Source organism: Ancylobacter polymorphus, from assembly GCF_030813495.1.
GTDB lineage: Bacteria > Pseudomonadota > Alphaproteobacteria > Rhizobiales > Xanthobacteraceae > Ancylobacter > Ancylobacter polymorphus.
On sequence record NZ_JAUSUI010000004.1, the window covers coordinates 269,525 to 295,501 of the forward strand.

The following is a 25,977-nucleotide window of genomic DNA, read 5'->3' on the forward strand; positions in this document are numbered from 1 at the left end:
CAGCCGATCACTGGTAGCCCTTGGGGAACGGATCGGGCTCGATCAGGTCCGGGGTCTCGAACACCACCTTGAACTGGCCGTCCGGCTGGGCGAGGCCAACGCGGGTCTTCGACCAGAGGTGATGGTTCGGGTGGATCTTGACGTAGCCTTCCGGCGCCTTGGTGAACTCGATGCCGGCCGAGGCCTCGGCGATCTTGTCGATGTCGAAGGAGCCGGCCTTCTCGACGGTGAACTTCCACAGCCACGGGCCGAGATAGGCGGCCTGCGTCACGTCGCCGATCACGGTCTTCTCGCCCCACATCTTCTTGAAGGCGGCGACGAAGTCCTTGTTGTTCGGGTTGTCGAGCGACTGGAAGTACTTCATGCAGCTATAGGCGCCGGCGAAGTTCTCGCCGCCGATGCCGTCGATCTCGTCCTCGGTGACGGAGATGGTCAGCAGCGTCTGCTTGTTGAGGTCGATGCCGGCGGCCTTGAGCTGCTTGTAGAAGGCGACGTTGGAGCCGCCGACGACGGCGGCGTAGATCACGTCCGGCTTCTTCAGCTTGATCTTGTTGATGACGGAATTGAACTGGGTGTGGCCGAGCGGGAAATATTCCTCGCCGACGACCGAGGAGTCCTTGAGATGCCCTTCGATGTGCTTGCGGGCGATCTTCATCGAGGTGCGCGGCCAGATATAGTCCGAGCCGATGAGGTAGAAGGTCTTTCCGGCCTTGGTCTTCTGTACCCAGTCGAGGCCGGCGAGGATCTGCTGGGTGGCTTCCTGGCCGGTGTAGATGACGTTCTTGGACTGCTCAAGGCCTTCATAGAAGGTCGGGTAGTAGAGCATGCCGTTATACTGCTCGACCACCGGCAGCACCGCCTTGCGCGAGGCCGAGGTCCAGCAGCCCATGATGGCCGCGACCTTGTCGTTGACCAGCAGCTTCTTGGCCTTCTCCGCGAAGGTCGGCCAGTCGGAGGCGCCGTCCTCCTGGATGAACTTGATCTTGCGGCCGAGCACGCCGCCCATGGCGTTGATCTGCTCGATCGCCAGCTTTTCCGCCTGCACCGAACCGGTCTCGGAGATGGCCATGGTGCCGGTCACCGAGTGCAGGATGCCGACAGTGACTTCCGTGTCGGTCACGGCGAGGCCGGTGGTGTTCACCGCCGATGTCGCCGGGGCCTGCGCCTGTGCCGGGGTGGAAAAAAGACCGGTCGACGCAAGAACAGGCACGGCCGGGAGCGCGGCAATACCCATCAAGAGCTTGCGCCGCGTCGCTGAAAACGTGTTCGTCGGATCATTCTTCGAAGACATACGATTCCCCTCCACGGGTTTGACGTGGCCTCAACAAGCTTCTCTTGTGCTTGCATTGGCCGGATCGTGGCGGTCGATGTCGCGATGCAGCAATACGTCGATTGACGTATAGGGGAAACGTCGTCGCTCCTGCACAGTGAAGGCGAGAATGGGATCGTGTTTCCGACGCGAAGGTTTTTCCATCGTGTCGGGCAGATTTTTTCGCGCGCGCGCGAGATAACAGTAGAGAAGTTGAACGAATTCGATGCCGGTTAGCCCGATTATTGGGCATTTCATGCTGTGCTGATGGATCGGAAGGTAATCTAATGCAGGGGAATTCGTCGTATTAATTTATGAGCGGGCTGTCCGGCGAGTGGAATGATTTATGCTTGGGGGGTAGTGTCGGCGCGGGTGGCAGCCTTCCGCCGACGCGGTGCAACAACACGAAAAGCCCTGGGGAGGGTGAGCACGGAAGCATGTCTGGCGTTGGCACGGCGAGGCACACCCCCATGGCGGCGGAGCAGAAGATTGTTCGCGTTCGGCGTCGCTACAATCAGTGGGTCGTCAACGAGACGCTGGAGGATTACGCGCTTCGCTTCACGGCCAAGAGCGCGCGCCGCTGGTCGGCGCTTCGCGTTGCCAATACCGCGCTTGGCGCGGTGTCTTTCCTCGCATTGGAGGCCATCGGCGGCGCGATCACGCTCGCCTATGGCTTTGAAAATGCGGTGGCGGCGATCCTTGTCGTCTGCGTCGTCATCTTCGCCGCCGGCCTGCCGATCAGCTATTACGCCGCCAAGTTCGGTGTCGACATCGACCTGCTGACCCGTGGCGCCGGCTTCGGCTATATCGGCTCGACGCTGACCTCGCTCATCTACGCCTCCTTCACCTATCTGTTCTTCGCCATCGAGGCGGCGATCATGGCGCTGGCGCTGGAGATGTGCTTCGGCGTGCCGCTGATGGTGGGCTATTTCATCAGCGCCCTGGTGGTGATCCCGCTGGTGACGCACGGCATCACTTTCATCAGCCGGTTCCAGCTCTGGACCCAGCCGGTCTGGCTGGTGCTGAACATCATCCCCTTCGTGTTCATCCTCGCCCTCGACGACAACCCTTTCGCCGGCTGGACCGCCTATACTGGCCGCTTCGGCCATCCCGACGGCTCCTTCGATCTCGTGCTGTTCGGTACGGCGACGACGGTGGTGTTCGCGCTGGTCGCGCAGATCGGCGAGCAGGTGGATTTCCTGCGTTTCCTGCCGCGCCGGGCACCCGGGCGCACCGAGGCACGGCGGAATGCGCTGTGGTGGGTGGCACTGCTCAGCGCCGGACCGGGCTGGATCATCCCCGGCGGCATCAAGATGCTGGGCGGTTCGTTTCTGGCCTATTTCGCCGTCACCCAGGGCATTCCGTTCCTGCACGCGGCCGAGCCGACCCAGATGTATCTGGTGGCGTTCAAGACCGTGTTCTCGCCCGAGGTCGCGCTGGCCTTCACCGGGGTGTTCGTCATCCTCGCCCAGCTGAAGATCAATGTGACGAATTCCTATGCCGGCTCGATCGCCTGGTCGAACTTTTTCTCCCGGCTCACCCACAGCCATCCGGGCCGGGTAGTGTGGCTGGTGTTCAACGTCACCATTGCGCTGATGCTGATGGCGCTCGGCATCTACAAGGTGCTGGAGCAGATCCTCGGCCTCTACGCCATCGTCGCCGTGGCCTGGGTGGCGGCGCTGGTGGCGGATCTCGTGGTCAACAAGCCCATGGGCTGGAGCCCGCCGGGCATCGAGTTCAAACGGGCGCATCTCTATGACATCAACCCCGTCGGCGTCGGCGCGCTGCTGGCCGGCACGCTGGTGGGCGTCATCGCCTTCGCCGGCTTTCTCGGCCCGGCGCTGAAGGCCTTCGCGCCGTTCCTCGCTCTGGTGGTGTCCTTCGTCACCGCCGCGGGCATCGCCTATGCCACGGGCGGGCGCTACTACATCGCGCGGCGGACGGCGAAGAACTGGGAAGCGCGCCACACGCTCAAATGCTGCATCTGTGAGCACAAATTCGAGCCGGAGGACATGGCGCACTGCCCGGTCTATGCCGGGCCGATCTGCTCGCTGTGCTGCTCGCTCGATGCGCGCTGCAACGATCGCTGCAAGGAGGAAGCGCGCTTCCCCGACCAGATTCTGGCGGCGCTGCGGGCGACGCTGCCGGCCTGGATGGTGACGCAGCTCAATTCCCGCCTCGGCCATTATATCGGCGTGATGGCGCTGCTGGCGACCGTCATCGGCGGCATATTGGGCGTGATCTATTTCCAGTCGACCTTCGCCCCGCCGGATCAGGCGGAGACGGTCGGCAATGTGCTGTTCACGCTCTACTTCATCCTGCTCATCATCGCCGGCGTCGCCGCCTGGCTGTTCGTGCTGGCGCAGGAAAGCCGGCGGGTGGCGCAGGAGGAGAGCAACCGCCAGACCGCGCTGCTGATGCGCGAGATCGAGGCGCATAAGCGCACCGACGCCAAGCTGCAAAAGGCGAAGGAGGCGGCCGAAGCCGCCAATCTCGCCAAGAGCCGCTATGTCGTCGGCATCAGCCACGAATTGCGCACCCCGCTCAACGCCATTCTCGGCTATGCCCAGCTGCTGGAGCGCGATGTCGCCATTCCCCCGCACCGGCGCGACGCCATCCGCGTGGTGCGCCGCTCCGCCGAGCATCTCTCCGGCCTGATCGACGGACTGCTCGACATTTCCAAGATCGAGGCGGGCCGGCTCTATCTCACCCGCGACGAGGTGCGGATCGGCGAGTTTCTCGACCAGCTGGTCGACATGTTCCGGCTGCAGGCGACCGCCAAGGGCATCGATTTCGTCTATGTGCGGCCGGAGCGCCTTCCGGCCGTGGTGTTCACCGACGAGAAGCGGCTGCGGCAGATCCTCATCAATCTGCTGTCCAATGCCATCAAGTTCACCGACCGTGGCCGGGTGGCGCTGCGCGTTTCCTATCGCAACCAGGTGGCGGAGTTCGAGATCGAGGACAGCGGCATCGGCATTCCCGCCGCCGACCACAAGCGCATTTTCGAGCCGTTCGAGCGGGGGGAACGAGCCGGCACCTATTCCACCGCCGGCATCGGCCTCGGCCTCACCATCACCAAGCTGCTCACCGAGATCATGGGCGGGGAAATCTCGCTGAAATCGGCGCCGGGGGAGGGCAGCGTCTTCCGCGTCAAGATGATGCTGTCGGAGGTGACCAACCCCTCGCGCCTCGGCCCGATCCAGCACCGCCACATCGCCGGCTATACCGGCCAGCGCCGCACCGTGCTGGTGGCCGATGACGATGTCGCCCATCGCGACCTCATGCATGAATTGCTGGTGCCGCTTGGATTCACCGTGCTCGCCGCCGCCGATGGGGTGCAGGCGCTGGACATGGTGCGCGAATGGGAGCCGGACCTCCTGCTGCTCGACATCTCCATGCCGGGACTGAATGGCTGGGAGGTGGTGCGGCAGCTGCGTGACGAAGGCTTCGGCCGGCTGCGCATCATCATGATCTCGGCCAATGCCGGAGAAATCCATGGCGACGGCCTCGCCCAGCATGACGACCATCTGGTCAAGCCGGTGCATCTGCGCACGCTGCTGGAAAAGATGGCGGCGCTGCTCGACCTCGAATGGGTGGGCGATGGTGAACTCGCGGCGCTGGCCGCCGGCGAGGCCGCCAAGCCGGGCGAATTGCGGGCACCGGCCGGCGTGCATCTCGACGATCTGATGAAGCTGGGGGAGATCGGCTATGTGCGCGGCATCCAGGCCAAGCTGCGGGAGATCGAAAGCGCCTCGCCCGACAGCAAGGCCTTCGTCGCCCATATGCGCGAGCTGATGGAAACCTTCGATCTCAAGCAATACATGTCCGTTCTGGAGGCGATGCGCGCCAATGATGCCTAGCGTGGAGCGCCGCGACATCGTCCTTGTGGTGGATGATTCGCCCGAAACCCTCAGCCTGCTCACCGACGCGCTGGAGGCGGCGGGGACCACCGTGCTGGTCGCCACCGAGGGCGCCAATGCGCTGGCGCTGGTCGAGCGCATCACCCCCGACGTGATCCTGATGGATGCGATCATGCCGGGGATGGATGGGTTCGAGGCGTGCCGGCAGCTCAAGCGCAACAAGGCGGTGGCGCATGTGCCGGTTATCTTCATGACCGGCCTGTCGGAGACCGAACAGATCGTGAAGGGGCTCGAGGCCGGTGGGGTGGATTATGTGACCAAACCGATCGCACCGGACGAGCTGATCGCCCGCATCCGCGTGCATCTCGCCAATGCACGGCAGACGCACAGCGCCCGGGCCGCGCTGGATGCCGCCGGGCGCTATCTGCTCTCGGCCAATCGCGCCGGGCGCGTCCTGTGGTCGACGCCGCAGGCGACCACGCTGCTGACCGCGCTCAGCGCCGCCGCGCCGGGCGACAGCTTCACCCTGCCGGAACCGGTGCGCCGCTGGCTGGAGGGGCGCAACGGGGATGGCAGCGGCGGCGAGATGGCGGCGGTGGAGGTGTCGGTCGAGGGTTCGCCGCGGCGGCTGAAGCTCTCCTATGTCGGGCAGATCGGCCCGGAGGAGCTGCTGCTGCGTATCGTCGAGGATTCGGGCATTCCGCCGGAGCAGGTGCTGAAATCCAAGCTCAATCTGACGCTGCGCGAGGCGGAGGTGCTGGTGTGGCTGGCGCGCGGCAAGGCCAATCGCGATATCGGCGAGATTCTCGGCCTGTCGCCGCGCACGGTGAACAAGCATCTGGAGCAGATCTACGCCAAGATCGGCGTCGAGAACCGGGCGGCGGCCACGGCGCTGGCGGTGACGGCGCTGACGCCGCGCTAGAGCCGTTCCGGTAAATTCACATTCACCGGAACGGCTCTAACTCTCTGATTAGACGCAATTGCCGTCGCAAAGCCGCGAGGCACTTTTGCGGGAATTGCTCTCGCTCCCCCTCGCTCAGGCGTCCGGGCCATAGGCGAGCGGGGCGAGGCGGTCCAGCTCGTCATCGGTGAACAGACGCGAGCGGGTGAGGAAGCGCACGTCCCGTCCATTTTCCAGGCTGAACATGCCGCCGCGCCCCGGCACCACGTCGATGATAAGCTGGGTGTGCTGCCAGTATTCGAACTGCGACGGGCTCATATAGAAGGGCGAGCCGCCGATGACGTCCATCCGTACGTCGCGATCGGCCAGCATGTAATCGCCCTGGGCGTAGCACATGGGCGAGGAGCCGTCGCAGCAGCCGCCGGACTGGTGGAACAGCAGCGGGCCGTGCTGCGCCCGCAAGGTCTCGATCAGCGCCAGCGCCGCCTCGGTGGCGAGCACGCGGGGGATGGCGGCTTCGGTGGCAGGCGGCGGCGCGGTCTGCGTGTCCATGGGGGCTCCCGTGAAAGCGCCCTCTCCCCGACGGGGAGAGGGCCGGGGTGAGGGGCGTTCGGGCCGCCCCTCACCGACCCGCTTCGCGGGCTTCCCTCTCCCCGAGGGGAAAGGAAAGCCCATGCCGGCTTGCTCAGAAGAAGCCGAGCTTCTTCGGGGAGTAGCTGACCAGCATGTTCTTGGTCTGCTGGTAGTGATCGAGCATCATCTTGTGGTTCTCGCGGCCGATGCCCGACTGCTTGTAGCCACCGAACGCCGCATGGGCGGGGTAGGCGTGGTAGCAATTGGTCCACACGCGGCCGGCCTCGATGGCCCGGCCGAAGCGATAGGCGCGGTTGCCATCGCGGGTCCACACGCCGGCGCCGAGGCCGTAGAGCGTGTCATTGGCGATGGACAGCGCTTCCGCATCGTCCTTGAAGGTGGTCACCGAGACGACCGGGCCGAAGATCTCCTCCTGGAAGATCCGCATCTTGTTGTGGCCCTTGAACACGGTGGGCTTCACATAGTAGCCGCCGGCGAAGTCGCCGCCGAGATTGTTGCGCTCGCCACCGATGAGAACCTCGGCGCCTTCCTGCTTGCCGATGTCGATATAGGAGAGGATCTTCTCCAGCTGCTCGGAGGAGGCCTGGGCGCCGATCATGGTCGCCGGGTCGAGCGGCGAACCCTGGATGATGGCTTCCACCCGCTTCAGCGCCTTCTCCATGAAGCGGTCATAGATGCTTTCCTGGATCAGCGCGCGGCTCGGGCAGGTGCAGACCTCACCCTGATTGAGCGCGAACATGACGAAGCCTTCGATCGCCTTGTCGAAGAAGTCGTCATCCTCGGCCGCCACATCGGCGAAGAAGATGTTCGGCGACTTGCCGCCCAGTTCCAGCGTGACGGGGATGAGGTTCTGGCTGGCATACTGCATGATCAGCCGGCCCGTCGTCGTCTCGCCGGTGAAGGCGATCTTGGCGATGCGGTTCGAGCTGGCGAGCGGCTTGCCGGCTTCGAGGCCGAAGCCGTTGACCACGTTGAGCACGCCCGGGGGCAGCAGGTCGGCGATCAGTTCCACCAGCACCAGGATGCTGGACGGGGTCTGCTCGGCGGGTTTCAGCACCACGCAGTTACCTGCCGCCAGCGCGGGAGCCAGCTTCCACACCGCCATCAGGATGGGGAAGTTCCACGGGATGATCTGACCGACCACGCCGAGCGGCTCGTGGAAGTGATAGGCGATGGTGTCGTGGTCGATCTCGCTGATGCCGCCTTCCTGCGCGCGCACCGCGCCGGCGAAATAGCGGAAATGGTCGATGGCGAGCGGAATGTCGGCCGCCGTCGTCTCGCGGATCGGCTTGCCGTTGTCCCAGGTCTCGGCCAGCGCGAGGAGGTCGAGATTCTCCTCCATGCGGTCGGCGATCTTGTTGAGGATCAGCGCCCGTTCGGCGGCCGAGGTCTTGCCCCAGGCGGCCTTGGCGGCATGGGCGGCGTCGAGCGCCTTGTCGATGTCGGCGGCTTCCGAGCGCGCGACTTCGCAGATCTTGCCGCCGGTCACCGGCGAGGTGTTGTCGAAATAGCGGCCGGACACCGGCTCGACGAACTGGCCGCCGATGAAATTGCCGTAGCGGGCCTTGAACGGGGACTGCTTGGTGATGGCGAGTTCTGGCTTGTTCATTGGATCCTCCCTGATAGGGACACTCAAGATTGCACCGCCCGTGCCAGTCCGTCTCTCGCAATGCACAAAATCGTCGTTGCGACACGGCAAAATATTGAAATACCTCAGCTTAGCTCAGTACTCGCGAGGGCGTGAGGATTCTACCGATAGACGCCGCCGGAAAACTTGGTAGAAACTGTCGGAAAGAACAACAAGACCTGCGACATGTGTGGCATTTTGCAACACTCCGGGAGGATCGCATGCGCCAAGAGGTCTCGCCGCGCGCCGTGCTGGCCGCGCGCCGGCAGTTCTTCCAGCAGGGTCTGCACGACCGGCCGCTGGCGGCGCTGCTGCCCGAGCCGATCCTGCGCTCCTGGAAGCGCTGCGCGGAGCGTGGGCTCGACAACGCCGCCCTGCCGCGCCTCGAACCACTGACCGCGCATGAGCTCAGCGCCATCGCCGAGCGGCATGAGCGGCTGCGCCGGTTGTGCCGGCCGGAGGTAGAAAGCCTTTATGCCGATGCCATGCAGACCGGCTGCGTGGTCATTCTCACCGATGCGGAGGGCATGATCCTCGACGCGCTCGGCAATGCCGATTTCGCCGCGCGTGCGGCGCAGGTGGCGCTGCGGCCCGGCGTGTTGTGGGGTGAAAGCTCCACCGGCACCAATGCGGTGGGCACGGCGCTGGTGGAGGGGCGGCCGATCGCCGTGCATGGGGGCGAGCATTATTACGACCCGCACGCGATTCTGAGCTGCTCGGCCGCCCCGATCCTCGACCCCTATGGCCACACGGTCGGCGCGCTCGACATGTCCGGCCCGGCGGCGGTGGACCACCGCCATGCGCTCGGCCTCGTGCGGCTGGCGGTGGAGCAGATCGAGCACCGTTTCTTCGACGAGGGCTTTTCCGACCGCCGTGTGCTGCGCCTCCAGGCCGACCGGGCGCTTCTCGGCACCTCGCGCGAGGGCGTGCTGGTGTTCGAAGACGACCGGCTGGTGGCGGCCAACCGCGCCGGGCTCGGCCTTGTCGGCGCCGATTGGTCGGCGCTTGGCGCCAGGCGGGCCGGCGAATTGCTGGAACAGCTGCCGGGTTCGGACGGCGACACCCACGCCTTGCGCCAGCCGGGCGGGCGCACTCTGTTCGGCCGCTTCGAGGGCGCCCGCCCCCGGCCGCAGCCGGCGCCGCGTCCCCGCGCGCCGCGCGAGGAGGGGCCGCTGCTCGCGGCGGAGGAGCGGGCGGCGCTCGGCCGCGCGGTGCGCATGGTGGCGGCGGACGTGCCGGTGCTGATCCGCGGCGAGACCGGCACCGGCAAGGAGATGGCGGCGCGTGAGATTCACCGCCAGAGCGCGCGCGCCGGCGGGCCGTTTGTGGCGGTCAACTGCGCCGCCATTCCCGAGACGCTGATCGAGTCCGAACTGTTCGGCTATGAGGATGGCGCCTTCACCGGCGCCCGCCGGCAGGGGCGGCGCGGCCTGCTGCGCGAGGCCGATGGCGGCATTCTGTTTCTCGACGAGATCGGCGACATGCCGCTGGCGCTGCAATCGCGCCTGTTGCGTGTGCTGCAGGAGCGCGAGGTCGCCCCGCTCGGTGGCGGCCGGCCGGTGAAGATCGATGTGGCGCTGCTCTGCGCCACACATCGCGATCTGCGCCTGCTGGTGGAGGCCGGCAGCTTCCGCCAGGACCTGTATTTCCGCATCGCCCATTACACCGTCGAATTGCCGCCGCTGCGCCGCCTGCCGGACCGGGCGGGGATCGTCCGCGCGCTGTGGGGGCGGCTGGTGGCGGATGAACGGCTGACGCTGTCGGAGGCGTGCGAGGCGCGCCTTGCCGCCTATGACTGGCCGGGCAATTTCCGCCAGTTGGCCGGCACGCTCAAGGCGCTGGCGGCGCTGGCCGATCCGTTCCGCCCGGTGGGTGAGGACATGCTGCCGCCGGACATTCTCGCCGCACCCGCCGCGTCGCCGCCCATCGGCACGCTCGACGCGCTCACCGTGGAGGCGATGCGCCAGGCGGTGGAGGCCTGCGGCGGCAATGTCTCGCAGGCCGCGCGCCGGCTGGGCGTCAACCGCTCCACCCTCTACCGGCGGCTGTTCCACGCCTGAGCCGGTATTCGCGGCGGGACTGAAGGGAACCGCAGGCGGCCCCGCTTGTTGCCTCTGGCAACACTCATGGAGGCCCTACGATGGTGCGCGATCCCCGCACGCTCGACCAGAACCCCGTCGTCATCGACCCCGCCAATGTCGATGCCGTGCTCGATGACCGCACCACGGCGGTCTCGAACCCGCTGAACCCGCCGCTGGACGAGGTGGATAACGACAATTCCCCGGTCGATGGCGAGCCGGCCCGGCGCGACGGTGGCCGCTTCGCGCCTGAGACGCTGAACACAATGGATGGCTCGGCGGACGGCACGCCGAAGAAGCCGGACGATGCGCGCCGCTAAAGGCGCTTACGGCTCGGTCGGCGCCGGGTCTTCCTTGGGCGCGGCGTCGTTGCCTTCCACCCGGTCGCGGTAGAGCGAGGCGCTGGCGAGCAGCATCAGCGTGACCGGGGTGGTGATGGTGACGAACAGGCCGATCAGCACTTCGTGGATCAGCGGCCGCTGCTGAAGCACGGAGAAGCAGATGATCGACCCGACCAGCATCGCCCCGGTGCCCAGCGTGGCGCCGAGCGAGGGGGCGTGCAGGCGGGCGTAGAAGTCCGGCAGGCGCCACAGCCCGATGGAGCCGATGAGCGTCACCAGCGCGCCGGTGACGACGAAGAACGAGACGAGAATCGCCGCCCAGAGCGGCAGGTCGGGAGCGGCGCTCATTCGATCACCTCGCCGCGCATGAGGAACTTCGCCAGCGCCACCGTGCCGACGAAGCCGAGCAGGCCGATGACCAGCGCCGCCTCGAAATAGAGCGTGGTGCCGCTGCGGATGCCGAGCGTGACCAGAAGCAGCATGGCGTTCACATAGAAGGTGTCGAGGCCGATGATGCGGTCCTGCGCGCGTGGGCCGCGAATGAAGCGCAACGCGGCGCAGCCCATGGCGAGGGTCAGCAGCACCTGCGCCAGCGTGATCGACCAGCCGAGGATGGCGACGCTCATTCGAAGATCTCCATCAGCAGCCCCTCATAACGCCCCTTGATGGTGCGCACCCACTCCTTGTCGTCGACGAGATCGAGCACATGCAGCAGCAGAAGCCCGGTGGCGGGATCGTAGCGCACCCATTGCGTGCCGGGCGTGCAGGTGAGCACGATGGCGAGGACGGCGAGGCCATAGGGGCTTTTCAAATCCAGCTTCAGGCGCATGAAGCCGGCATGGGTGCGCCGGTCCTCACTGCCGAGAATGATGCTGCCGACCGCGACATTGGAGCGGAACACGTCGACGAACACGCGCCCCGCCAGACGTGCGGCGGCGGCGGGGCGACGCAGCCGGGCCGGCGGCGGATCGAGCGCGGTCATGGCCCAGCAGCCACCGAGCGCTACCACCGCGCCGAGCAGAAGCTGGCCCAGCGACAGGCTCTGCGTCATCAAGAGCCACATGACGAGCAAAGCGAGAAACAGCAGCGGGTAGGGGATGACGCGGCGCAGCCCGTTCATGGCGTGGCTCCCGTCGGGTTGGGCCCGGAGGGGCCGTGGCCGCTGGAGCGGGAATCGCTCGTGCTATGGCCCGCCGGCTGGCTGCCGAGCACATCGCGCGCATATTCGCTCGGCCAATAGAGGATCTGCGCAGTGGCTTCCATATAGCGCATGGTCGGGCCGCCGGCGAAGGTCATCACCGCGCAGAGCAGCAGCAGCACCCCGACCGGAATGGCCTCGATAGCGCGCACGCGCGGAATGTCCGTCTCGGCCGGCACCCACAGGGTGCGGATGCCGTTGCGGGTCATGGCGATGAGGGTTGCGAGGCCGGAGAGCATCAGCAGCGCGACGAACAGCCAGTGGTAGAATGGGATTTCGCCCGCCTCGTTCAGCAGCGCCGACAGCATGGCAAACTTGCCGATGAAGCCGGAGAGCGGCGGCAGGCCGGCCAGCACGGCGGTGCAGGCGACGAAGCCGCCGCCGAGCACGGCGATGGTGGCGGGAATGGCGACGCCGACCTCCTCGTCCTCGTCCTCAATGTCCTCCTCCGGATCGCCGAAAATCTCCAGCGTGACGGCGAGCACGTCGGCACCGGCGGCCTGGCCGCGTTCGATCAACTCCACCAGCAGGAAATAGGCGCTGATGGCGAAGGTGGAGGCGACGAGATAATAGAGCGCGCCGGATATCACCGCGCTGTTGCCGGTGCCGATGGCGGCGAGCAGCGTGCCGGAGGAGATGAGCACGCTATAGCCGCCGAGCCGCTGCATGGATTGCGAGGCGAGCACGCCGATGCCGCCGAACAGCAGCGTCGCCATGCCGCCATAATAGAGCCAGGCGGCGCCGAAATCCTCGGAAGCGCCGGCCTCGTCGCCGAAGCACAGCAGGAACAGCCGCAGGATCACATAGATGCCGACCTTGGTCATGATCGCGAACATGGCGGCGACGGGCGCGCAGGCGGCGGCATAGGTGGTGGGCAGCCAGAAGCTGAGCGGCCACATGCCGGCCTTGACCAGAAAGGCGATGCCAAGCACCGCCGCGCCCGCCTCCATGAGGGTGCGCGACTCCGGCGGCAGCGTCGGCACGATCCGGCTGAGGTCGGCCATGTTGAGCGTGCCGGTCACGCCATAGATCACCGCCACGCCGACGAGGAACAGCGAGGAGGCGACGAGGTTGATCGGGATATAGTGCAGCCCCGCCCGCACCCGCGCCGTGCCCGAGCCGTGCAGCACCAGCCCGTAAGAGGCGGCGAGCAGGATTTCGAAGAACACGAACAGGTTGAACAGATCGCCGGTCAGAAAGGCGCCGTTGAGCCCGGTGAGCAGCAGCAGGAACAGCGTGTGGAAGCGCGGCCCCGCCGTGTGCCAGCGCGCGAGGGCGAAGAGCAGGGTGGTGCAGCCCAGCACGGCGGTCATCAGCAGCATGAGCGCCGCCAGCCGGTCCACCACCAGCACGATGCCGAAGGGCGGCGGCCAGTTGCCGAGCGGGTAGACGATGAGGGTCGACCAGCGATCGCTCGAGGGCAGGCCGACCATCACCACCATCGTCACCGCGATGGCGAGCAGGGCGAAGACCGTGGCGAGGCTGAGCGTCATTTTCAGCCGCCGCCGCCGCTCGTCGAACAGCAGCATGAGGGCGCCGACGGCCAGCGGCAGCACGATCGGAAGAATGGCGAGGTGGTCGAGGGCGGGGGTCATCAGTCCGGCTCCCGCCCGTCGACATGGTCGGTGCCGGTGCGTCCGCGCGCGGCCAGCAGCACGACCAGGAACAGCGCCGTCATGGCGAAGCCGATGACGATGGCGGTGAGCACCAGCGCCTGCGGGATCGGATCGGCGATCTTCGCGGGGTCGCCGACGCCGCCGGGCGCGAGGATGGGCGGCCCGTCGACGCGCAGCCCGCCGCCGGCCATGGCGAAGATGAACAGGTTCACCGCATAGGAGAGAAGCGACAGGCCGATGATGACCTGATAGGTGCGCGGGCGCAGCAGCAGCCACACGCCGGAGGCGGTGAAGAGGCCGATGCCGATGGAGAGGACGATTTCCATCACTCGCCTCCCTCGCTGGCCTGCGCCGCGCGCGAACTGCGCAGCGACTGATGCGCGAGGGCGATGAGGATCAGCACCGTGGCGCCGACCACCAGGGCGAACACGCCAAGATCGAACACCAGTGCGGAGGCCGCCGGCACCTTGCCGATATAGGGCAGCTCCACATACTGGAAATGCGAGGTGAGGAAGGGATAGCCGAACCACCAGGAACCCATGCCGGTGGCGCAGGAGGTGAGCAGGCCCATGCCCATCCAGCGCAGAGGCAGCACCCGCAAATGATCCTCCACCCAGCGGGTGCCGCTGGCCATGTACTGCACCACGAAGGCGATGGAGAGGGTGATGCCGGCGGCGAAGCCGCCGCCCGGCAGGTCATGGCCGCGCATGAACAGATACACCGCCATGACCGCGATCACCGGGAACAGCCAGTGCATGATCAGCCGGGGGATCAGCATGTAGTCCGCCACCGTGTCGCCGGGCGAGCGGTCAGGCGTGGCGACATCGTAGGCGTGCTGGATGCGCTGCTGCTCCGGCTGCTCGATGCTCTCCGGCGCGGGGCGGAAACGGCGCAGCAGGGCGAAGACGGTGAGGCCGGCGAGGCACAGCACGACGATCTCGCCCATCGTGTCGAAGCCGCGGAAATCGACCAGGATGACGTTGATGATGTTGGTGCCGCCGCCTTCGGAATAGGCGCGCTCGACAAAGAAGCGCGAGACGCTCTGGGTCAGCGGACGGGTCATCAGGCAATAGGCGAGGAACGCCATCAGCCCGCCAAGCGCGCAGGCGATGGTGAGGTCGATATAGCGGCGCAGCAGCACTTTCAGCGGCGGGCGGCTGGGATAGACATTCTCGATGCGCTTGGGCAGCCAGCGCAGGCCGAGCAGCAGCAGCACCGTGGTGACGATCTCCACCAGAAGCTGCGTCACCGCGAGGTCCGGCGCCGACAGCCAGGCAAAGGTCACGCAGGTGACGAGGCCGGCCCCGCCGACCAGTACCAGCGCGGCGAAGCGGTGATACTTCGCCTGATAGGCGGCACCGAGCGCGCAGATGCCGCCAACCAGCCAGAGCAGGGCGAAGCCCGGCGGCAGCGGCGTGCCGGGCATGTCGCCCGTGCCCACCGCGCCATTGGCGATGAAGGGCGCCAGCGCCGCCACCACGGCGAGCGTTATGACGATGCGCATCTGCGGCTGCAGGCGCCGCGTGCCGAGCGTCGCCTCGCCGGCGCGCGCCCATTGCCAGGACAGCGTCGCCAGCACCTTCTCGAAAATGCGCTGGCCCTTGAAGTCACGCAGGATCGGCGGGCCCTCGATGCCGCTTTCGAGATAGCGGCGCAGGCCGAGATAGAGCACCACGCCGCCGGCCATGGCGATGAGGCTCATCATCAGCGGCAGGTTGAAGCCGTGCCACAGCGCCAGGCTGTAATAGGGCGGGGTGGCGTCGAGCAGGCCCTTGACGGCGGTAGCGAGGAGCGGGCCGACGGTGAGGCTTGGCACGATGCCGATCAGCAGGCAGATCAGCACCAAAAGCTCGATGGGAAAGCGCATCCAGTGCGCCGGTTCGTGCGGCCGGTGCGGCAGGTTCACCGGCGGCGGGCCGAAGAACACGCCGAGGATGAAGCGCAGCGAATAGGTGACGCTGAACACGCCGGCGAGCGTCGCCCAATAGGGCAGGCTGTCATCGAGCAGCGAGCCCGTATGCTCCGCCACCGCTTCGGCGAAGAACATTTCCTTGGAAATGAAGCCGTTGACGAGAGGCACACCGGCCATGGCGGCGGCGGCGACCATGGCGAGCGTGGCGGTGATCGGCATGTAGCGGTAGAGCCCGCTCAGCTTGCGCAGGTCGCGCGTGCCGGTCTCATGGTCGATGATGCCGGCGGCCATGAACAGCGACGCCTTGAAGATGGCGTGGTTCAGCGTGTGGAAGATCGCCGCCACCGCCGCCAGCGGGCTGCCGAGGCCGAGCAGCAGCGTGATCAGGCCGAGATGGCTGATGGTGGAGTAGGCCAGCAGCCCCTTCAGGTCCTGCTGGAAGATGGCGATGAAGGCGCCGAGCAGCAGCGTCACCAGACCGGCCGGCACGACGAGATAGAACCACGCATCCGTGCCGGACATGACCGGCCACAGCCGCATCAAAAGGAAGATGCCGGCCTTCACCATGGTGGCGGAATGCAGATAGGCCGACACCGGCGTCGGCGCCGTCATGGCGTGCGGCAGCCAGAAATGGAATGGGAACTGCGCGCTTTTGGTGAAGGCGCCGAGCAGGATCAACACCAGCGCCGGCACATAGAGATCGCTCTGGATGATGAGATCGCGCGATTCCAGCACCTGGTCGATGTCGTAGCTGCCGACGATGCGGCCAATCAGCAGCACGCCGACCAGCAGGCACAGCCCGCCCGTGCCGGTGACGGTGAGCGCCATGCGGGCACCGTCGCGCGCACTGGCGGTGTGGTGCCAGTAGCCGATGAGCAGGAAGGAGAACAGGCTGGTCAGTTCCCAGAAGAACACCAGCTGGATGAGATTGCCCGACAGCACGATGCCGACCATCGAGCCCATGAAGGCGAGCAGAAAGGAGAAGAAGCGCGGCACCGGGTCTTCGCGCGACATGTAGTAGCGGGCATAAAGCACGACGAGCGCGCCGATGCCGAAGATCAGCAGGGCGAACAGCCAGGCGAGGCCGTCCAGCCGCAGGGTGAAGTCCAGTCCCAGCATGGGCAGCCAGGACAGCCAGAACTGAACCGGTGCCCCATCGGCAAGCGAGGTGTAGAGCCAGACGCTTATGCCGATCCCCGCCACCGCCACGCTGCCGGCCAGGATCGCGGCAGTGTTGCGCGCGTGGGTCGGCAGAAACCCCGCAGCGAGGCTGCCGATGAACGGCAGAAGCAGCGCGACGAGGAGCAGCGTGCCATGGGACATAGGTAGCGGGGGCCTCCCTGCGGGCGGTTAATCCTCGAGTCTTGCGATATGTCGCCCATTATGGTTGATTTGGCTGTCGTTACGCAAGGCAGAAGCGATGGATTTGGCGCCCGAACAATGCCGCGCCGCACGCGGGCTTCTCGACTGGACGCAGGAACATCTGGCCGAGCGCGCGGGCGTCTCGCGCAGCACGGTGCGCGATTTCGAGCGTCACCGCCATGTGCTCCACCGCGCCACGGAAGCGCTGCTTATCACCACGCTCGAACAGGCCGGGATTATGCTGTTGCCGCCCGGCGAGCATGGGCCGGGCGTGCGGATACGCTAAACCCCGTTATTTCCACATCGCCCGCATCCGCGCCCCGATGTCGATGGGGGCCTGCGGCGCGGCCCGCGTTCCCGCCGGTTCCGCCATCGCCGGCGGCCAGCTCGCCATGGCGAAGCGGGAGAGGATGGTGGGCGGGATGAAGCGGGTACGCGCGGCGTAGACATGCCGGTCGCCGCGCGCGGACTGCCCATGGGTGAAGAAGCGCTGCGGCAGCATCAGATGCAGGCTGTCCTTCGCCCGCGTCATCGCGACATAGAGAAGGCGCCGTTCCTCCTCGATCTCCTCGCGCGTGCCGGTGCCGAGATCGCTGGGGATGCAGCCATCGACCGCGTTGAGCACGAAGACCGATTTCCACTCCTGCCCCTTGGCGGAATGGATGGTGGAGAGGATGAGGTAATCCTCGTCGCGGTGCGGTGGCCCGGCCTCGGCGCTGGTGGCGTCCGGCGGGTCGAGCGTCAATTCGGTGAGGAAGCGGGCGCGGGAGGGGTAGCTCGCCGCGATCTGCGCCAGTTGCACCAGATCGGCCTGCCGGCTGCCCGCATCCTCGTGCAGCCGCTCCAGCAGCGGCTCGTACCAGGCGCGCACAAGGTCAAGCTCGCCCGGCCAGCCCGCATTGTTCGCCTTCAATTCGCGCGCCAGGGCGAGGAAGGCGGGCCATTCCTGCTCGGCGCGGGCCGGGGGCGTCACCGCTTCCAGCGCCGGCAGCAGCATGCCGGCGGCGTCGACCGCGTCAAGAATGCGGCCTGCCGTGGCCGGGCCGAGGCCGGAGAGCAGGCGCAGCACGCGGAAGCCGGCGACGCGGTCGCGCGGGTTCTCGACGAAGCGCAGCACGCCGAGCACGTCCTTCACATGGGCGGAATCGAGGAATTTCAGCCCGCCGAACTTGACGAAGGGTATGTTGCGGCGGGTCAGCTCCACTTCCAGCGGTCCGCTGTGGTGGGCGGCCCGGAACAGCACGGCCTGCTGCTTCAGCGCCATGCCGTCCTCGCGGTTTTCCAGCACGCGGGTGGCGATGAAATTGGCCTGCTCGATCTCGTCGCGCACGCTCACCAGCACCGGCCGTTCGGCAGAGGTGCGCTCGGACCAGAGATTCTTGGCGTAGCGCTCGCTGGCGAAGTCGATCACCGCATTGGCGGCGGCGAGGATGGGCTGGGTGGAGCGGTAATTCTGCTCCAGCATGATGGTGTCGGCGCGGGGCGTGAAGTGGCCTGGGAAGTCGAGAATGTTGCGCACCGTCGCGGCGCGGAAGGAATAGATCGACTGCGCATCGTCGCCGACCACGGTGAGGCCGCGCCCGTCCGGCTTCAGCCCGAGCAGGATGGTGGACTGAAGCCGGTTGGTGTCCTGATATTCGTCCACCAGCACATGATCGAAGCGGCTGGCCACCGTGGCCGCCAGCGTCGGCTCGCTCATCATCTGCGCCCAGTAGAGCAGCAAATCGTCGTAATCGAGCACGTTCTGGCGCTGCTTGGCTTCGACATAGGCGGCGAACAGCGTCTTCAACTCGCTGTTCCACCCCGCGCACCACGGAAACGCGCGGCCGATCACCTCTTCCAGCTTCTGCTCGGCATTCACCGCGCGTGAATAGATGGCGAGCAGCGTGCCCTTGGTGGGAAAGCGCTTTTCGGTGCGGCTGAAACCGAGCTCGTGACGGATGAGATTGATGAGGTCGGCGCTGTCTTCGCGGTCATGGATGGTGAAGGCGGGGTCGAGGCCGATGTCGAGCGCGTGGTCGCGCAGCAGCCGGGCGCCGATGCCGTGGAAGGTGCCCGCCCAGTTCAGCCCCTCGGTCAGTACCCGTGCTTCCGGCCCCAGCACCTTGGCAGCGATGCGCTCGACCCGCCGCGCCATCTCCGCCGCCGCCCGGCGCGAGAAGGTAAGCAGCAGGATGCGGCGTGGATCGGCACGGTTGACGATGAGGTGGGCGACGCGATGGGCCAGCGTGTCGGTCTTGCCCGAGCCGGCACCGGCGATCACCAGAAGCGGCCCGGCAAGGGTGTCGCCGGGTCCCTGGATTCCATGCTCGACCGCCCGCCGCTGCTGCGGATTGAGCGTGTCGAGATAGGCGGCGGGCTGCATGGACGGGCGAATCTCCGGCGCGGATCAGCAAACCAGAGAGCACGTTTCGCGTTTTGTTCGCAACTCGGCGTGTCGCTGCCGCACGCATGAGAAAAGGCCGCCCCGGGGGAGTGGGCGGCCTTTCCCATGTCACGACGGCGCGGGTCAGCAGGGGGTCTGCGTGCTCGAGCAGTCGCGGTTGGACTTGGTGTCGCCCGGCTGGTCGGTGGTGGCGCCGACATTGTCGGTGCTGCTGGTGCCGGTGGTCGTATTCCGACCTTCCGGCGCGTTCATGCCGGAACCCGAGGTCGCGTTGGACGGAGCGCCGGTGCGGCTTTCGGTGCTGTTGGTGCCGGCATCGTTGCCCATGCCCGCGCCGGAATCCGACGCACCCGCGCTCGATGAGGAGCCACCCGTCCCGCTGGACTGGGCAAGGGCGGGGCCGCTGAGGGCGAGCATGGCGGCGAGAACGGCAGCGGAAGCTGTCTTGGCGTTGATCATCGGCTGTATCCTCCTGTTGAGTGAAGGAATAAGCCCGACGATCTCCCAGAGTTCCGCGACATCAACTTGTGCGGCAGCGTAGTGAGCTACCGTTCTACGGTAAATATGGGTGATCTTCCGTCAGAAGAGGTTCATTTTAACCGTCCGATCCGACGATAATACCGGATCGGACCCTGTAGGCCCCTGTCGCTCACGAAGGCGTGACAGCGGCGGCGCTCACTCGCCGAACAATTCATCGGCGGCGGTGATCAGCCCGATGGTGGGGTTGGCCGCGCAATACTCGCCGAGCTTGCCGGCATTCTCGATGAACTTCTCGGTGTCGATGACCGGCGGCGCGTCGACATCCTTGTAATAGGCGTCGAGCCAGGCCAGCGTCAGCATGATCTCGGTCTTGTCGCTTTCCAGGAACTGGCCGCAGGTGGTGGTGGAGAGGTCGATCTTCTCCGCCAGGGCGGCGTGCGGCAGGCCCGCGAGGACGGGCGCGGCGAGGGAGAGGGCGAGAAAGAGCTTTCTCAGGACGGGCTTTCGCATGGAGAACCTGCGCAGTGGAGGGCACGGCGGACGCTACCATGCCACCGTGCCGCGCGCCACGCCGTCCCCCGTGCTCAGCCGCGCTTGCGCACGAATTCCGTGCGCAGCACCAGCCCCTTGATCGCCTCGTGCCGGCAATCGATTTCCTCCGGGTTGTCGGTGAGGCGAATGGTCTTGATGACCGTGCCCTGCTTCAGCGTCTGGCCGGCGCCCTTCACCTTCAGGTCCTTGATCAGCACGACGGAATCACCGTCGGCGAGCCGGTTGCCGGAGGCGTCGCGCACCTCAAGCGCGGCCGCGGCGGCCGCCTTCACCTCGGAGGCCGGACGCCATTCGCCGGTGGCTTCGTCATAGACATAGGAATCGTCGTCATCGGCCATGTCGGCCTCCCTGCGGGATCGTGAAGGGGGATGCAAAAAGGCGGAGCCTGCGGCCCCGCCTCCGTTTCGTCTGCCGGCCTTGTGCCGCGCGATCGGCCGCTCAGGGCACCTGACGCACGGCGCCCTTGGCGGCGCTGGTGGCGAGCGCGGCATAGGCCCTGAGGGCGGTGGTGACGTTGCGCTTGCGCGGCGCCGCCGGCACCCAGCCCTTGGCCTGCTGCTCCTCGCGGCGGGCGGCAAGTTCGGCCTCATCCACGGCGAGGTGGATGCGGCGGTTGGGGATGTCGATCTCGATCACGTCGCCCTCACGCACCAGCCCGACCGTGCCGCCCTCCGCCGCTTCCGGCGAGACATGGCCGATGGACAGGCCCGAGGAGCCGCCGGAGAAGCGGCCATCGGTGACGAGCGCGCAGGCCTTGCCGAGACCCTTCGACTTCAGATAGCTCGTGGGGTAGAGCATTTCCTGCATGCCCGGCCCGCCGCGCGGCCCCTCATAGCGGATGAGCACGATCTGGCCGGGCTTCACCCGGTTGCCGAGAATGGCGGACACCGCGTCGTCCTGGCTCTCAAACACGGTGGCGGTGCCGGTGAATTTGAGGATGCTCTCGTCCACGCCCGCCGTCTTCACGATGCAGCCATCCTCGGCGAGATTGCCGAACAGAACGGCGAGGCCGCCATCCCTGGAATAGGCATGCGCGGCGTCGCGGATGACGCCGGCTTCGCGGTCGAGGTCGAGATCGTCCCAGCGGCGGGACTGGCTGAACGCCACCTGCGTCGGCACCCCGCCCGGTGCCGCACGGTAGAAGGTCTGCACCTGCTCGCTCTTGGTCCGCACCACATCCCAGCGCTCCAGCGCGTCGCCCAGCGTGGGGGCGTGGACGGTCGGCAGATCGGTGTGGATGAGGCCGGCGCGGTCGAGCTCGCCGAGAATGGCCATGATGCCGCCGGCGCGGTGCACGTCTTCCATGTGAATGTTGGCGACCGCCGGGGCCACCTTGCACAGCACCGGCACGCGGCGCGACAGCCGGTCGATATCGGCCATGGTGAAGGGCACCTCGCCCTCATGCGCGGCGGCGAGCAGGTGCAGCACCGTGTTGGTGGAGCCGCCCATGGAGATGTCGAGCGTCATGGCGTTCTCGAACGCCTTGAACGAGGCGACCGCGCGCGGCAGCACGCTGGCGTCCTCCTGCTCGTAATAGCGGCGGGCGAGATCGACGATGAGATGGCCGGCCTCGACGAACAGCCGCTCGCGATCGGCATGGGTGGCGAGCACCGAGCCATTGCCCGGCAAAGCGAGGCCCAGCGCCTCGGTGAGGCAGTTCATGGAATTGGCGGTGAACATGCCGGAGCAGGAGCCGCAGGTCGGGCAGGCCGAACGCTCCATCACCGTCACATCCGCGTCGCTCACCCGGTCGTCGGCGGCGGCGACCATGGCGTCGATGAGGTCCACCTTCTTCTCGCCGGTGGAGAGCAGCACCTTGCCCGCCTCCATCGGCCCGCCGGAAACGAAGACGGCCGGAATATTGAGCCGCAGCGCCGCCATCAGCATGCCGGGCGTGATCTTGTCGCAATTGGAGATGCAGACCATGGCGTCGGCGCAATGGGCGTTGACCATATACTCCACGCTGTCGGCGATGATCTCGCGCGAGGGCAGCGAATAGAGCATGCCGTCATGGCCCATGGCGATGCCGTCATCCACCGCAATGGTGTTGAATTCCTTGGCGACGCCGCCCGCCTTCTCGATCTCCCGCGCCACCAGCTGGCCGAGATCCTTCAGGTGGACATGGCCGGGCACGAACTGGGTGAAGGAGTTGACCACGGCGATGATCGGCTTGCCGAAATCGCCATCCTTCATGCCGGTGGCGCGCCAGAGGCCGCGGGCTCCGGCCATGTTGCGGCCATGGGTGGACGTGCGCGAGCGATAGGCGGGCATGGAATTCCTCCAAACTCTTTGCCGCGCTTATGCCCCCCGTGCGCGTATCGCGCAACCGTCTCGCCGTTGTGGTGGGCCGCGTGGGTCGGTGGCGGGGCTCACCGCCAGCGGATGCGCCGCTCGCGGCATTCCTGACCGACGAGGCATTGCGGATCGTCGCGCGTGGGAATCCAGGCGGGCCTGGAGCGCTGCGATTGGCAATAGCTGGGATTGGTGACGTAGCGGTCGAAAAGGTCCGGCCCGGTCCGGATCACCACCGCCCCCTCGCGCGCGACCAGCGCCCGCGCCTGGGCGCAGCTCATGGTCAGCGAGTTCGGCATCGCCTGCGCGGAGGCGGGAAGCGGGAGGAGCAGGCTGGTAGCGATGGCGGATGCCGAAAGGGCGGGTGTGGCAAACATAGGTTTCATGATCGGGCCTCGGCGGCGCGCTCTCCGGCGGCGGGGCGCTTCGCCCTCGGAAATGACGCGGCCGCGCCGGCGGTCAAGGCCGGAGGGGACCACGACGCCGTGAGGAGCGCCCCGCTGCCATGGCGCCCGCCGCCCGTCGCGAAAAGCCTTTCAGCTGCCGCCCCGGCCCTTGAGCGTCACGAACAGGGTGAAGGCGCCGCAGATGGCGGCGGTGAAGAAGGCGAGGCCGTGCAGGGTGGCGTTCATCGCGAAGCCCGCCAGCAGCGGCCCGAGCAGCGCGCCGAGCCCCCACATCAGCCCCATGGCGGCATAGATGCCGACGAGTTCCGACCCCTTGAAGCGGCTGCCGACCAAAGTGAGCATGATGGTGTAGATGCCGACAAAGGCGCCGCCCCAGAGGAACAGCAGCGTATAGGTGGCGATCTCGTTCTGCAGGGCGAACGGCCAGGCCAGCGCGCCCAGCATGGAGGCGGCGGCGAGCGCGATCACCAGCTTCACCCGGTCCAACTTGTCGCCGAGCCAGCCGATGGGCAGTTGCAGCAGGATGGCGCCGATCATCATGCACGACATCAGCCGTGTGGCCCCGCTCTCCTCCCAGCCGAGATTGACGGCATAGATGGCGAGGAAGGACAGACCGGCGGTCTCGATCGCCGCGTTCAGCATCACCGCGGAAATGGCGACCGGCGCCAGACGGATGAAGCGCAGCGGGCTGCCCGTGGCGGGTTCATCGAACACCGGCGCCTGCACCTTCGGCGAGGCGATGAACCCGGCGGCGACCAGCGAAATGCCGGCGCCGACGAGATAGGGCAGGGCCCCGCCCGAGCCGACGACGGAGAGGATCAGCGGCCCGAGGGCGAAACCGACCGAGAGCGCGGCGGTGTAGGCCGCCATGGCGCGGGCGCGGGTGGATTCGGTGCTCAGGCTGTTGGTCCAGGTCTCTGAGAGCACGAACAGGATCTCCGACGCCATGCCGAGCACGAGGCGCAACGGAAACCACAGCCAGATCAGCGGGATGGCCGGGAAGGCACTCAGCACCAGCGCCGCCACCACCAGGGCGATGATGACCAGCCGGCGTATGCCGAAAAACGCGACGATGCGCGGCAGGATCATCGCGGTGACGAGCACGCCGACCGCGTGCATGGCCGCATTAGCCCCGATCAGGCTCTCGCTCAGGCCGCGCGCGGTCAGGTCGAGCGCGATCAGCGCCGCGCTCAGGCTGTAGGTGAGCCCGAACATCATGGCGGTCATGATGACGGCGCCGCGCGCGAGCAGGCTGGCGGGGTGTTCGGCGGAAACCGGCGTCGTCATGCGGGGCGAACCTCGTTGCCATCCATCGGGCCGTGCCGGCCCCGCTTGAGAAAGCCGAGCAGGCGCGTGCTCCAGGCGACATCGCCCTGTTCGACGATCCGCGCCAGGGTGCGGGCATAGTCCAGCACCAGACCCGGCGTCCAGGTCGCCGAATGGGCCCGGGTGCGGATCATCGCCGCCACCCAGATATCGGGATTGGACAGCAGGCTGAGGAGGCGCAGCCAGGGGAAGCGGCTCGCCAGCGCGCCTTCGAGCGCGGCGTCGAGCGCCTGCGCCACCACCACGGAGCAGTTGCGGTTGGTGAGATTATACGTGTCGTCCTGCTTGTAGCCGGCCCAGAACACCCTCAGGCGGCGCGGGCTGTAAATGCGGAATTCGACATTCTGGTCCGCCGGGCACCACCAGTCCGACTCATAGGCATAGGAAGGCTGGAAGCGGCCCTTGAGGTCGTTTTCGCCGCTGGCGCGCAGCGAGGCGATAAAGTCGCCGCTGGAGCGCTCCACCTCCATGGCGGGGTAATGGCTGATATAGAGGTCCGGCGGCATTTCCAGCGCGGCGTGGCCGGTGGAGATCACCCCGTGCCCATCGACGGCGGCGATGTAGCGGTCGACCAGCAGCCGCCGCTCCGGCGCATAGGCGGAGCCGACCGGCGTCCACACATGCACGATCATCGGCTGTTCCGGCGCCGGCTCGTCGCCGGCGTCGATCATGACAGGGGCGTTGTCGTACCAGCCGCGCCCGCCGAAGATGGGCAGGGCGAGAATGGCCGCTTCGCTTTCCAGCGTGCGGAACATGAAGCCGATGCGCAGCAGCAGCCAGCCCGACAGTGCCAGCAGCAGGGCGATACAGAAGGGGATGTTGCGGTTATGCGGCAGCGGCCATTCCGTGATGATGAGCCCCGCCACCGCGATTTCCAGCGCGCCGATCAGCGCCATCGTCCGCCAGCCGGAAAAACGCACCACCAGCCCGGTGGCGATCCGCCCGATGCCGTCGAGCGCGAAAGCGAGGCCGAACAGCAGGGCGAGCGCCCATTCGGTCGAGACCGGCGGCTGGATGATGAGCACCCCCAGCAGCATCAGCGCGGCGGCCTTCAGGAAGAGCAGCGACCGCGCCGCCCCGCGCATCCGCCCCAGCAGGACCAGCAGCGCCGCCAGCCCGTTGACGATGAAGATGAGGCCCAGAGCCTCGCGCGTGACAAAGGTGACGCCATCCGATGCGTCGATGGCCAGCAGGGTGGCGAGCGTCACGAGGACCCCGCCGAGAATCGCGATGACATACCACCGGGCACGGAACGAGGGCGCACCGATGAGAAGAAAGCACAGTTTGAGCATGGAAGAGGATGTAGACCCAACGCGAAGGCCGGCACAGTGCCATTTTGCCGCCGGCATTGGAAGCGGCGGGTTGGGGAGGGGGTGGGGAGCGAGCGAAGAGCGGCGCGCATTGGGGGTTTCGTTGGGGGGGCACCGACCGGATCGTTGCGCAGCCCCACTAACCTGTTGAGCGATTTGGTGGGCCCGGCAGGACTCGAACCTGCAACCAGACCGTTATGAGCGGTCGGCTCTAACCATTGAGCTACAGGCCCGGCCGGCGGCGCGCGGTGGCGCGGCGGGCGGGGGAAACTAGCAAAGCGTGGCGTCGGCGCCAACCGCCTTGCACCGGTCGTCCACCCCGGCGTCCAGCGGGACGGGTGCCTTCCCCGGCGCGTGGCATGGGCAGCGCCGGGGAAGGCTTCGCCCGCCGCCGCATTCCCGCCGCCTTCGCGCGGTGCTCTGGCG

General features: G+C 67.0%; 22 protein-coding genes and 1 tRNA gene. 5 read left to right on the plus strand and 18 right to left on the minus strand.

Features of this window, described 5'->3' with window-relative positions; genetic code table 11:
- Positions 1–7: 7 nt before the first annotated feature.
- Complete coding sequence (urtA, locus tag J2S75_RS10995; RefSeq protein ID WP_307019897.1) at positions 8–1,291, minus strand: urea ABC transporter substrate-binding protein; 1,284 nt, start codon at positions 1,289–1,291, stop codon at positions 8–10.
- A 488-nt stretch (positions 1,292–1,779) separates the two neighbouring features.
- Between urtA and J2S75_RS11000 the strand changes: the two genes are divergently transcribed.
- Together J2S75_RS11000 and J2S75_RS11005 are read left to right on the plus strand one after the other, a co-directional pair.
- Positions 1,780–5,169, plus strand: a complete 3,390-nt coding sequence (locus tag J2S75_RS11000; protein ID WP_307019898.1) for a hybrid sensor histidine kinase/response regulator — start codon at positions 1,780–1,782, stop codon at positions 5,167–5,169.
- Positions 5,159–6,091: a response regulator gene (locus J2S75_RS11005; RefSeq protein ID WP_307019900.1), complete on the plus strand. Its 933-nt coding sequence runs from the start codon at positions 5,159–5,161 to the stop codon at positions 6,089–6,091. The genes J2S75_RS11000 and J2S75_RS11005 overlap by 11 nt, the downstream gene beginning before the upstream one ends.
- Before the next feature lie 114 nt (positions 6,092–6,205).
- Here the strand turns inward: J2S75_RS11005 and J2S75_RS11010 are convergent, their stop codons facing one another.
- Positions 6,206–6,622 (minus strand): DUF779 domain-containing protein, encoded by a 417-nt coding sequence (locus tag J2S75_RS11010; RefSeq protein WP_307019901.1) that lies wholly within the window; start codon positions 6,620–6,622, stop codon positions 6,206–6,208.
- A 133-nt stretch (positions 6,623–6,755) separates the two neighbouring features.
- Entirely contained in the window at positions 6,756–8,273 is a 1,518-nt protein-coding gene (gene adh / locus J2S75_RS11015) for an aldehyde dehydrogenase (protein ID WP_307019902.1), read from the minus strand.
- A 239-nt stretch (positions 8,274–8,512) separates the two neighbouring features.
- Between adh and J2S75_RS11020 the strand changes: the two genes are divergently transcribed.
- Together J2S75_RS11020 and J2S75_RS11025 are read left to right on the plus strand one after the other, a co-directional pair.
- Complete coding sequence (locus J2S75_RS11020) at positions 8,513–10,351, plus strand: sigma-54-dependent Fis family transcriptional regulator (RefSeq protein WP_307019903.1); 1,839 nt, start codon at positions 8,513–8,515, stop codon at positions 10,349–10,351.
- An 80-nt stretch (positions 10,352–10,431) separates the two neighbouring features.
- Positions 10,432–10,689, plus strand: a complete 258-nt coding sequence (locus J2S75_RS11025; protein ID WP_307019904.1) for a hypothetical protein — start codon at positions 10,432–10,434, stop codon at positions 10,687–10,689.
- Positions 10,690–10,695: 6 nt separating this feature from the next.
- Here J2S75_RS11025 and mnhG read toward each other — a convergent pair whose 3' ends face one another.
- From mnhG to J2S75_RS11055, 6 genes are read right to left on the minus strand one after another with little or no spacing between them, the layout of a single operon-like run.
- Positions 10,696–11,058, minus strand: coding sequence for a monovalent cation/H(+) antiporter subunit G (gene mnhG, locus J2S75_RS11030; RefSeq protein ID WP_307019905.1), 363 nt, complete (start codon positions 11,056–11,058; stop codon positions 10,696–10,698).
- A complete protein-coding gene (locus tag J2S75_RS11035; RefSeq protein WP_244375772.1) occupies positions 11,055–11,336 on the minus strand; it encodes a K+/H+ antiporter subunit F in 282 nt (93 codons plus the stop codon). Before J2S75_RS11035 ends, mnhG begins: the two co-directional genes overlap by 4 nt.
- A complete protein-coding gene (locus tag J2S75_RS11040) occupies positions 11,333–11,830 on the minus strand; it encodes a Na+/H+ antiporter subunit E (protein WP_307019906.1) in 498 nt (165 codons plus the stop codon). Before J2S75_RS11040 ends, J2S75_RS11035 begins: the two co-directional genes overlap by 4 nt.
- Positions 11,827–13,503, minus strand: coding sequence for a monovalent cation/H+ antiporter subunit D (locus tag J2S75_RS11045; protein WP_307019907.1), 1,677 nt, complete (start codon positions 13,501–13,503; stop codon positions 11,827–11,829). Before J2S75_RS11045 ends, J2S75_RS11040 begins: the two co-directional genes overlap by 4 nt.
- Positions 13,503–13,850 (minus strand): Na+/H+ antiporter subunit C, encoded by a 348-nt coding sequence (locus tag J2S75_RS11050; RefSeq protein WP_307019908.1) that lies wholly within the window; start codon positions 13,848–13,850, stop codon positions 13,503–13,505. The genes J2S75_RS11045 and J2S75_RS11050 overlap by 1 nt, the downstream gene beginning before the upstream one ends.
- Entirely contained in the window at positions 13,850–16,759 is a 2,910-nt protein-coding gene (locus J2S75_RS11055; protein ID WP_307019909.1) for a monovalent cation/H+ antiporter subunit A, read from the minus strand. Before J2S75_RS11055 ends, J2S75_RS11050 begins: the two co-directional genes overlap by 1 nt.
- A gap of 97 nt (positions 16,760–16,856) precedes the next feature.
- Between J2S75_RS11055 and J2S75_RS11060 the strand changes: the two genes are divergently transcribed.
- Positions 16,857–17,084: a helix-turn-helix domain-containing protein gene (locus J2S75_RS11060; RefSeq protein ID WP_244375782.1), complete on the plus strand. Its 228-nt coding sequence runs from the start codon at positions 16,857–16,859 to the stop codon at positions 17,082–17,084.
- Between the two features lie 6 nt (positions 17,085–17,090).
- Here J2S75_RS11060 and J2S75_RS11065 read toward each other — a convergent pair whose 3' ends face one another.
- The 9 genes from J2S75_RS11065 to J2S75_RS11105 all read right to left on the minus strand — a co-directional run bounded on the left by J2S75_RS11065 (position 17,091) and on the right by J2S75_RS11105 (position 25,784).
- Positions 17,091–19,163, minus strand: a complete 2,073-nt coding sequence (locus J2S75_RS11065; RefSeq protein ID WP_307019910.1) for an ATP-dependent helicase — start codon at positions 19,161–19,163, stop codon at positions 17,091–17,093.
- A 144-nt stretch (positions 19,164–19,307) separates the two neighbouring features.
- The gene (locus J2S75_RS11070; protein ID WP_307019911.1) at positions 19,308–19,643 is read right to left on the minus strand and encodes a hypothetical protein; all 336 of its coding nucleotides are present in this window, start codon (positions 19,641–19,643) and stop codon (positions 19,308–19,310) included.
- A 216-nt stretch (positions 19,644–19,859) separates the two neighbouring features.
- The gene (locus tag J2S75_RS11075) at positions 19,860–20,174 is read right to left on the minus strand and encodes an HdeA/HdeB family chaperone (protein WP_307019912.1); all 315 of its coding nucleotides are present in this window, start codon (positions 20,172–20,174) and stop codon (positions 19,860–19,862) included.
- Between the two features lie 74 nt (positions 20,175–20,248).
- The gene (locus J2S75_RS11080) at positions 20,249–20,554 is read right to left on the minus strand and encodes an alkylphosphonate utilization protein (protein ID WP_307019914.1); all 306 of its coding nucleotides are present in this window, start codon (positions 20,552–20,554) and stop codon (positions 20,249–20,251) included.
- Positions 20,555–20,654: 100 nt separating this feature from the next.
- Complete coding sequence (ilvD, locus tag J2S75_RS11085) at positions 20,655–22,487, minus strand: dihydroxy-acid dehydratase (RefSeq protein WP_307019915.1); 1,833 nt, start codon at positions 22,485–22,487, stop codon at positions 20,655–20,657.
- A 98-nt stretch (positions 22,488–22,585) separates the two neighbouring features.
- Positions 22,586–22,894 (minus strand): hypothetical protein, encoded by a 309-nt coding sequence (locus J2S75_RS11090; protein WP_307019916.1) that lies wholly within the window; start codon positions 22,892–22,894, stop codon positions 22,586–22,588.
- Positions 22,895–23,044: 150 nt separating this feature from the next.
- On the minus strand, positions 23,045–24,202 hold the full coding sequence (locus J2S75_RS11095; RefSeq protein ID WP_307019917.1) for an MFS transporter: 1,158 nt from the start codon (positions 24,200–24,202) through the stop codon (positions 23,045–23,047).
- Positions 24,199–25,533 carry an HdeD family acid-resistance protein gene (locus tag J2S75_RS11100; RefSeq protein ID WP_307019918.1) on the minus strand — a complete coding sequence of 445 codons (1,335 nt, stop codon included), beginning with the start codon at positions 25,531–25,533 and terminating at the stop codon, positions 24,199–24,201. The genes J2S75_RS11095 and J2S75_RS11100 overlap by 4 nt, the downstream gene beginning before the upstream one ends.
- Positions 25,534–25,708: 175 nt before the next feature.
- A tRNA-Ile gene (locus tag J2S75_RS11105) sits at positions 25,709–25,784 on the minus strand.
- Between the last annotated feature and the right edge of the window lie 193 nt (positions 25,785–25,977).

Coding starts and splice junctions, on each gene's coding strand:
- J2S75_RS11055 (WP_307019909.1), bottom strand. CDS start 16,759: ATGTCCCATGGCACGCTGCTCCTCGTCGCGCTGCTTCTGCCGTTCATC.
- J2S75_RS11060 (WP_244375782.1), top strand. CDS start 16,857: ATGGATTTGGCGCCCGAACAATGCCGCGCCGCACGCGGGCTTCTCGAC.
- J2S75_RS11070 (WP_307019911.1), bottom strand. CDS start 19,643: ATGATCAACGCCAAGACAGCTTCCGCTGCCGTTCTCGCCGCCATGCTC.
- ilvD (WP_307019915.1), bottom strand. CDS start 22,487: ATGCCCGCCTATCGCTCGCGCACGTCCACCCATGGCCGCAACATGGCC.
- J2S75_RS11075 (WP_307019912.1), bottom strand. CDS start 20,174: ATGCGAAAGCCCGTCCTGAGAAAGCTCTTTCTCGCCCTCTCCCTCGCC.
- J2S75_RS11040 (WP_307019906.1), bottom strand. CDS start 11,830: ATGAACGGGCTGCGCCGCGTCATCCCCTACCCGCTGCTGTTTCTCGCT.
- J2S75_RS11065 (WP_307019910.1), bottom strand. CDS start 19,163: ATGCAGCCCGCCGCCTATCTCGACACGCTCAATCCGCAGCAGCGGCGG.
- J2S75_RS11090 (WP_307019916.1), bottom strand. CDS start 22,894: ATGAAACCTATGTTTGCCACACCCGCCCTTTCGGCATCCGCCATCGCT.
- J2S75_RS11080 (WP_307019914.1), bottom strand. CDS start 20,554: ATGGCCGATGACGACGATTCCTATGTCTATGACGAAGCCACCGGCGAA.
- J2S75_RS11020 (WP_307019903.1), top strand. CDS start 8,513: ATGCGCCAAGAGGTCTCGCCGCGCGCCGTGCTGGCCGCGCGCCGGCAG.
- J2S75_RS11050 (WP_307019908.1), bottom strand. CDS start 13,850: ATGGAAATCGTCCTCTCCATCGGCATCGGCCTCTTCACCGCCTCCGGC.
- J2S75_RS11025 (WP_307019904.1), top strand. CDS start 10,432: ATGGTGCGCGATCCCCGCACGCTCGACCAGAACCCCGTCGTCATCGAC.
- J2S75_RS11000 (WP_307019898.1), top strand. CDS start 1,780: ATGGCGGCGGAGCAGAAGATTGTTCGCGTTCGGCGTCGCTACAATCAG.
- J2S75_RS11045 (WP_307019907.1), bottom strand. CDS start 13,503: ATGACCCCCGCCCTCGACCACCTCGCCATTCTTCCGATCGTGCTGCCG.
- J2S75_RS11035 (WP_244375772.1), bottom strand. CDS start 11,336: ATGAGCGTCGCCATCCTCGGCTGGTCGATCACGCTGGCGCAGGTGCTG.
- J2S75_RS11005 (WP_307019900.1), top strand. CDS start 5,159: ATGATGCCTAGCGTGGAGCGCCGCGACATCGTCCTTGTGGTGGATGAT.
- J2S75_RS11100 (WP_307019918.1), bottom strand. CDS start 25,533: ATGCTCAAACTGTGCTTTCTTCTCATCGGTGCGCCCTCGTTCCGTGCC.
- J2S75_RS11095 (WP_307019917.1), bottom strand. CDS start 24,202: ATGACGACGCCGGTTTCCGCCGAACACCCCGCCAGCCTGCTCGCGCGC.
- urtA (WP_307019897.1), bottom strand. CDS start 1,291: ATGTCTTCGAAGAATGATCCGACGAACACGTTTTCAGCGACGCGGCGC.
- J2S75_RS11010 (WP_307019901.1), bottom strand. CDS start 6,622: ATGGACACGCAGACCGCGCCGCCGCCTGCCACCGAAGCCGCCATCCCC.
- mnhG (WP_307019905.1), bottom strand. CDS start 11,058: ATGAGCGCCGCTCCCGACCTGCCGCTCTGGGCGGCGATTCTCGTCTCG.
- adh (WP_307019902.1), bottom strand. CDS start 8,273: ATGAACAAGCCAGAACTCGCCATCACCAAGCAGTCCCCGTTCAAGGCC.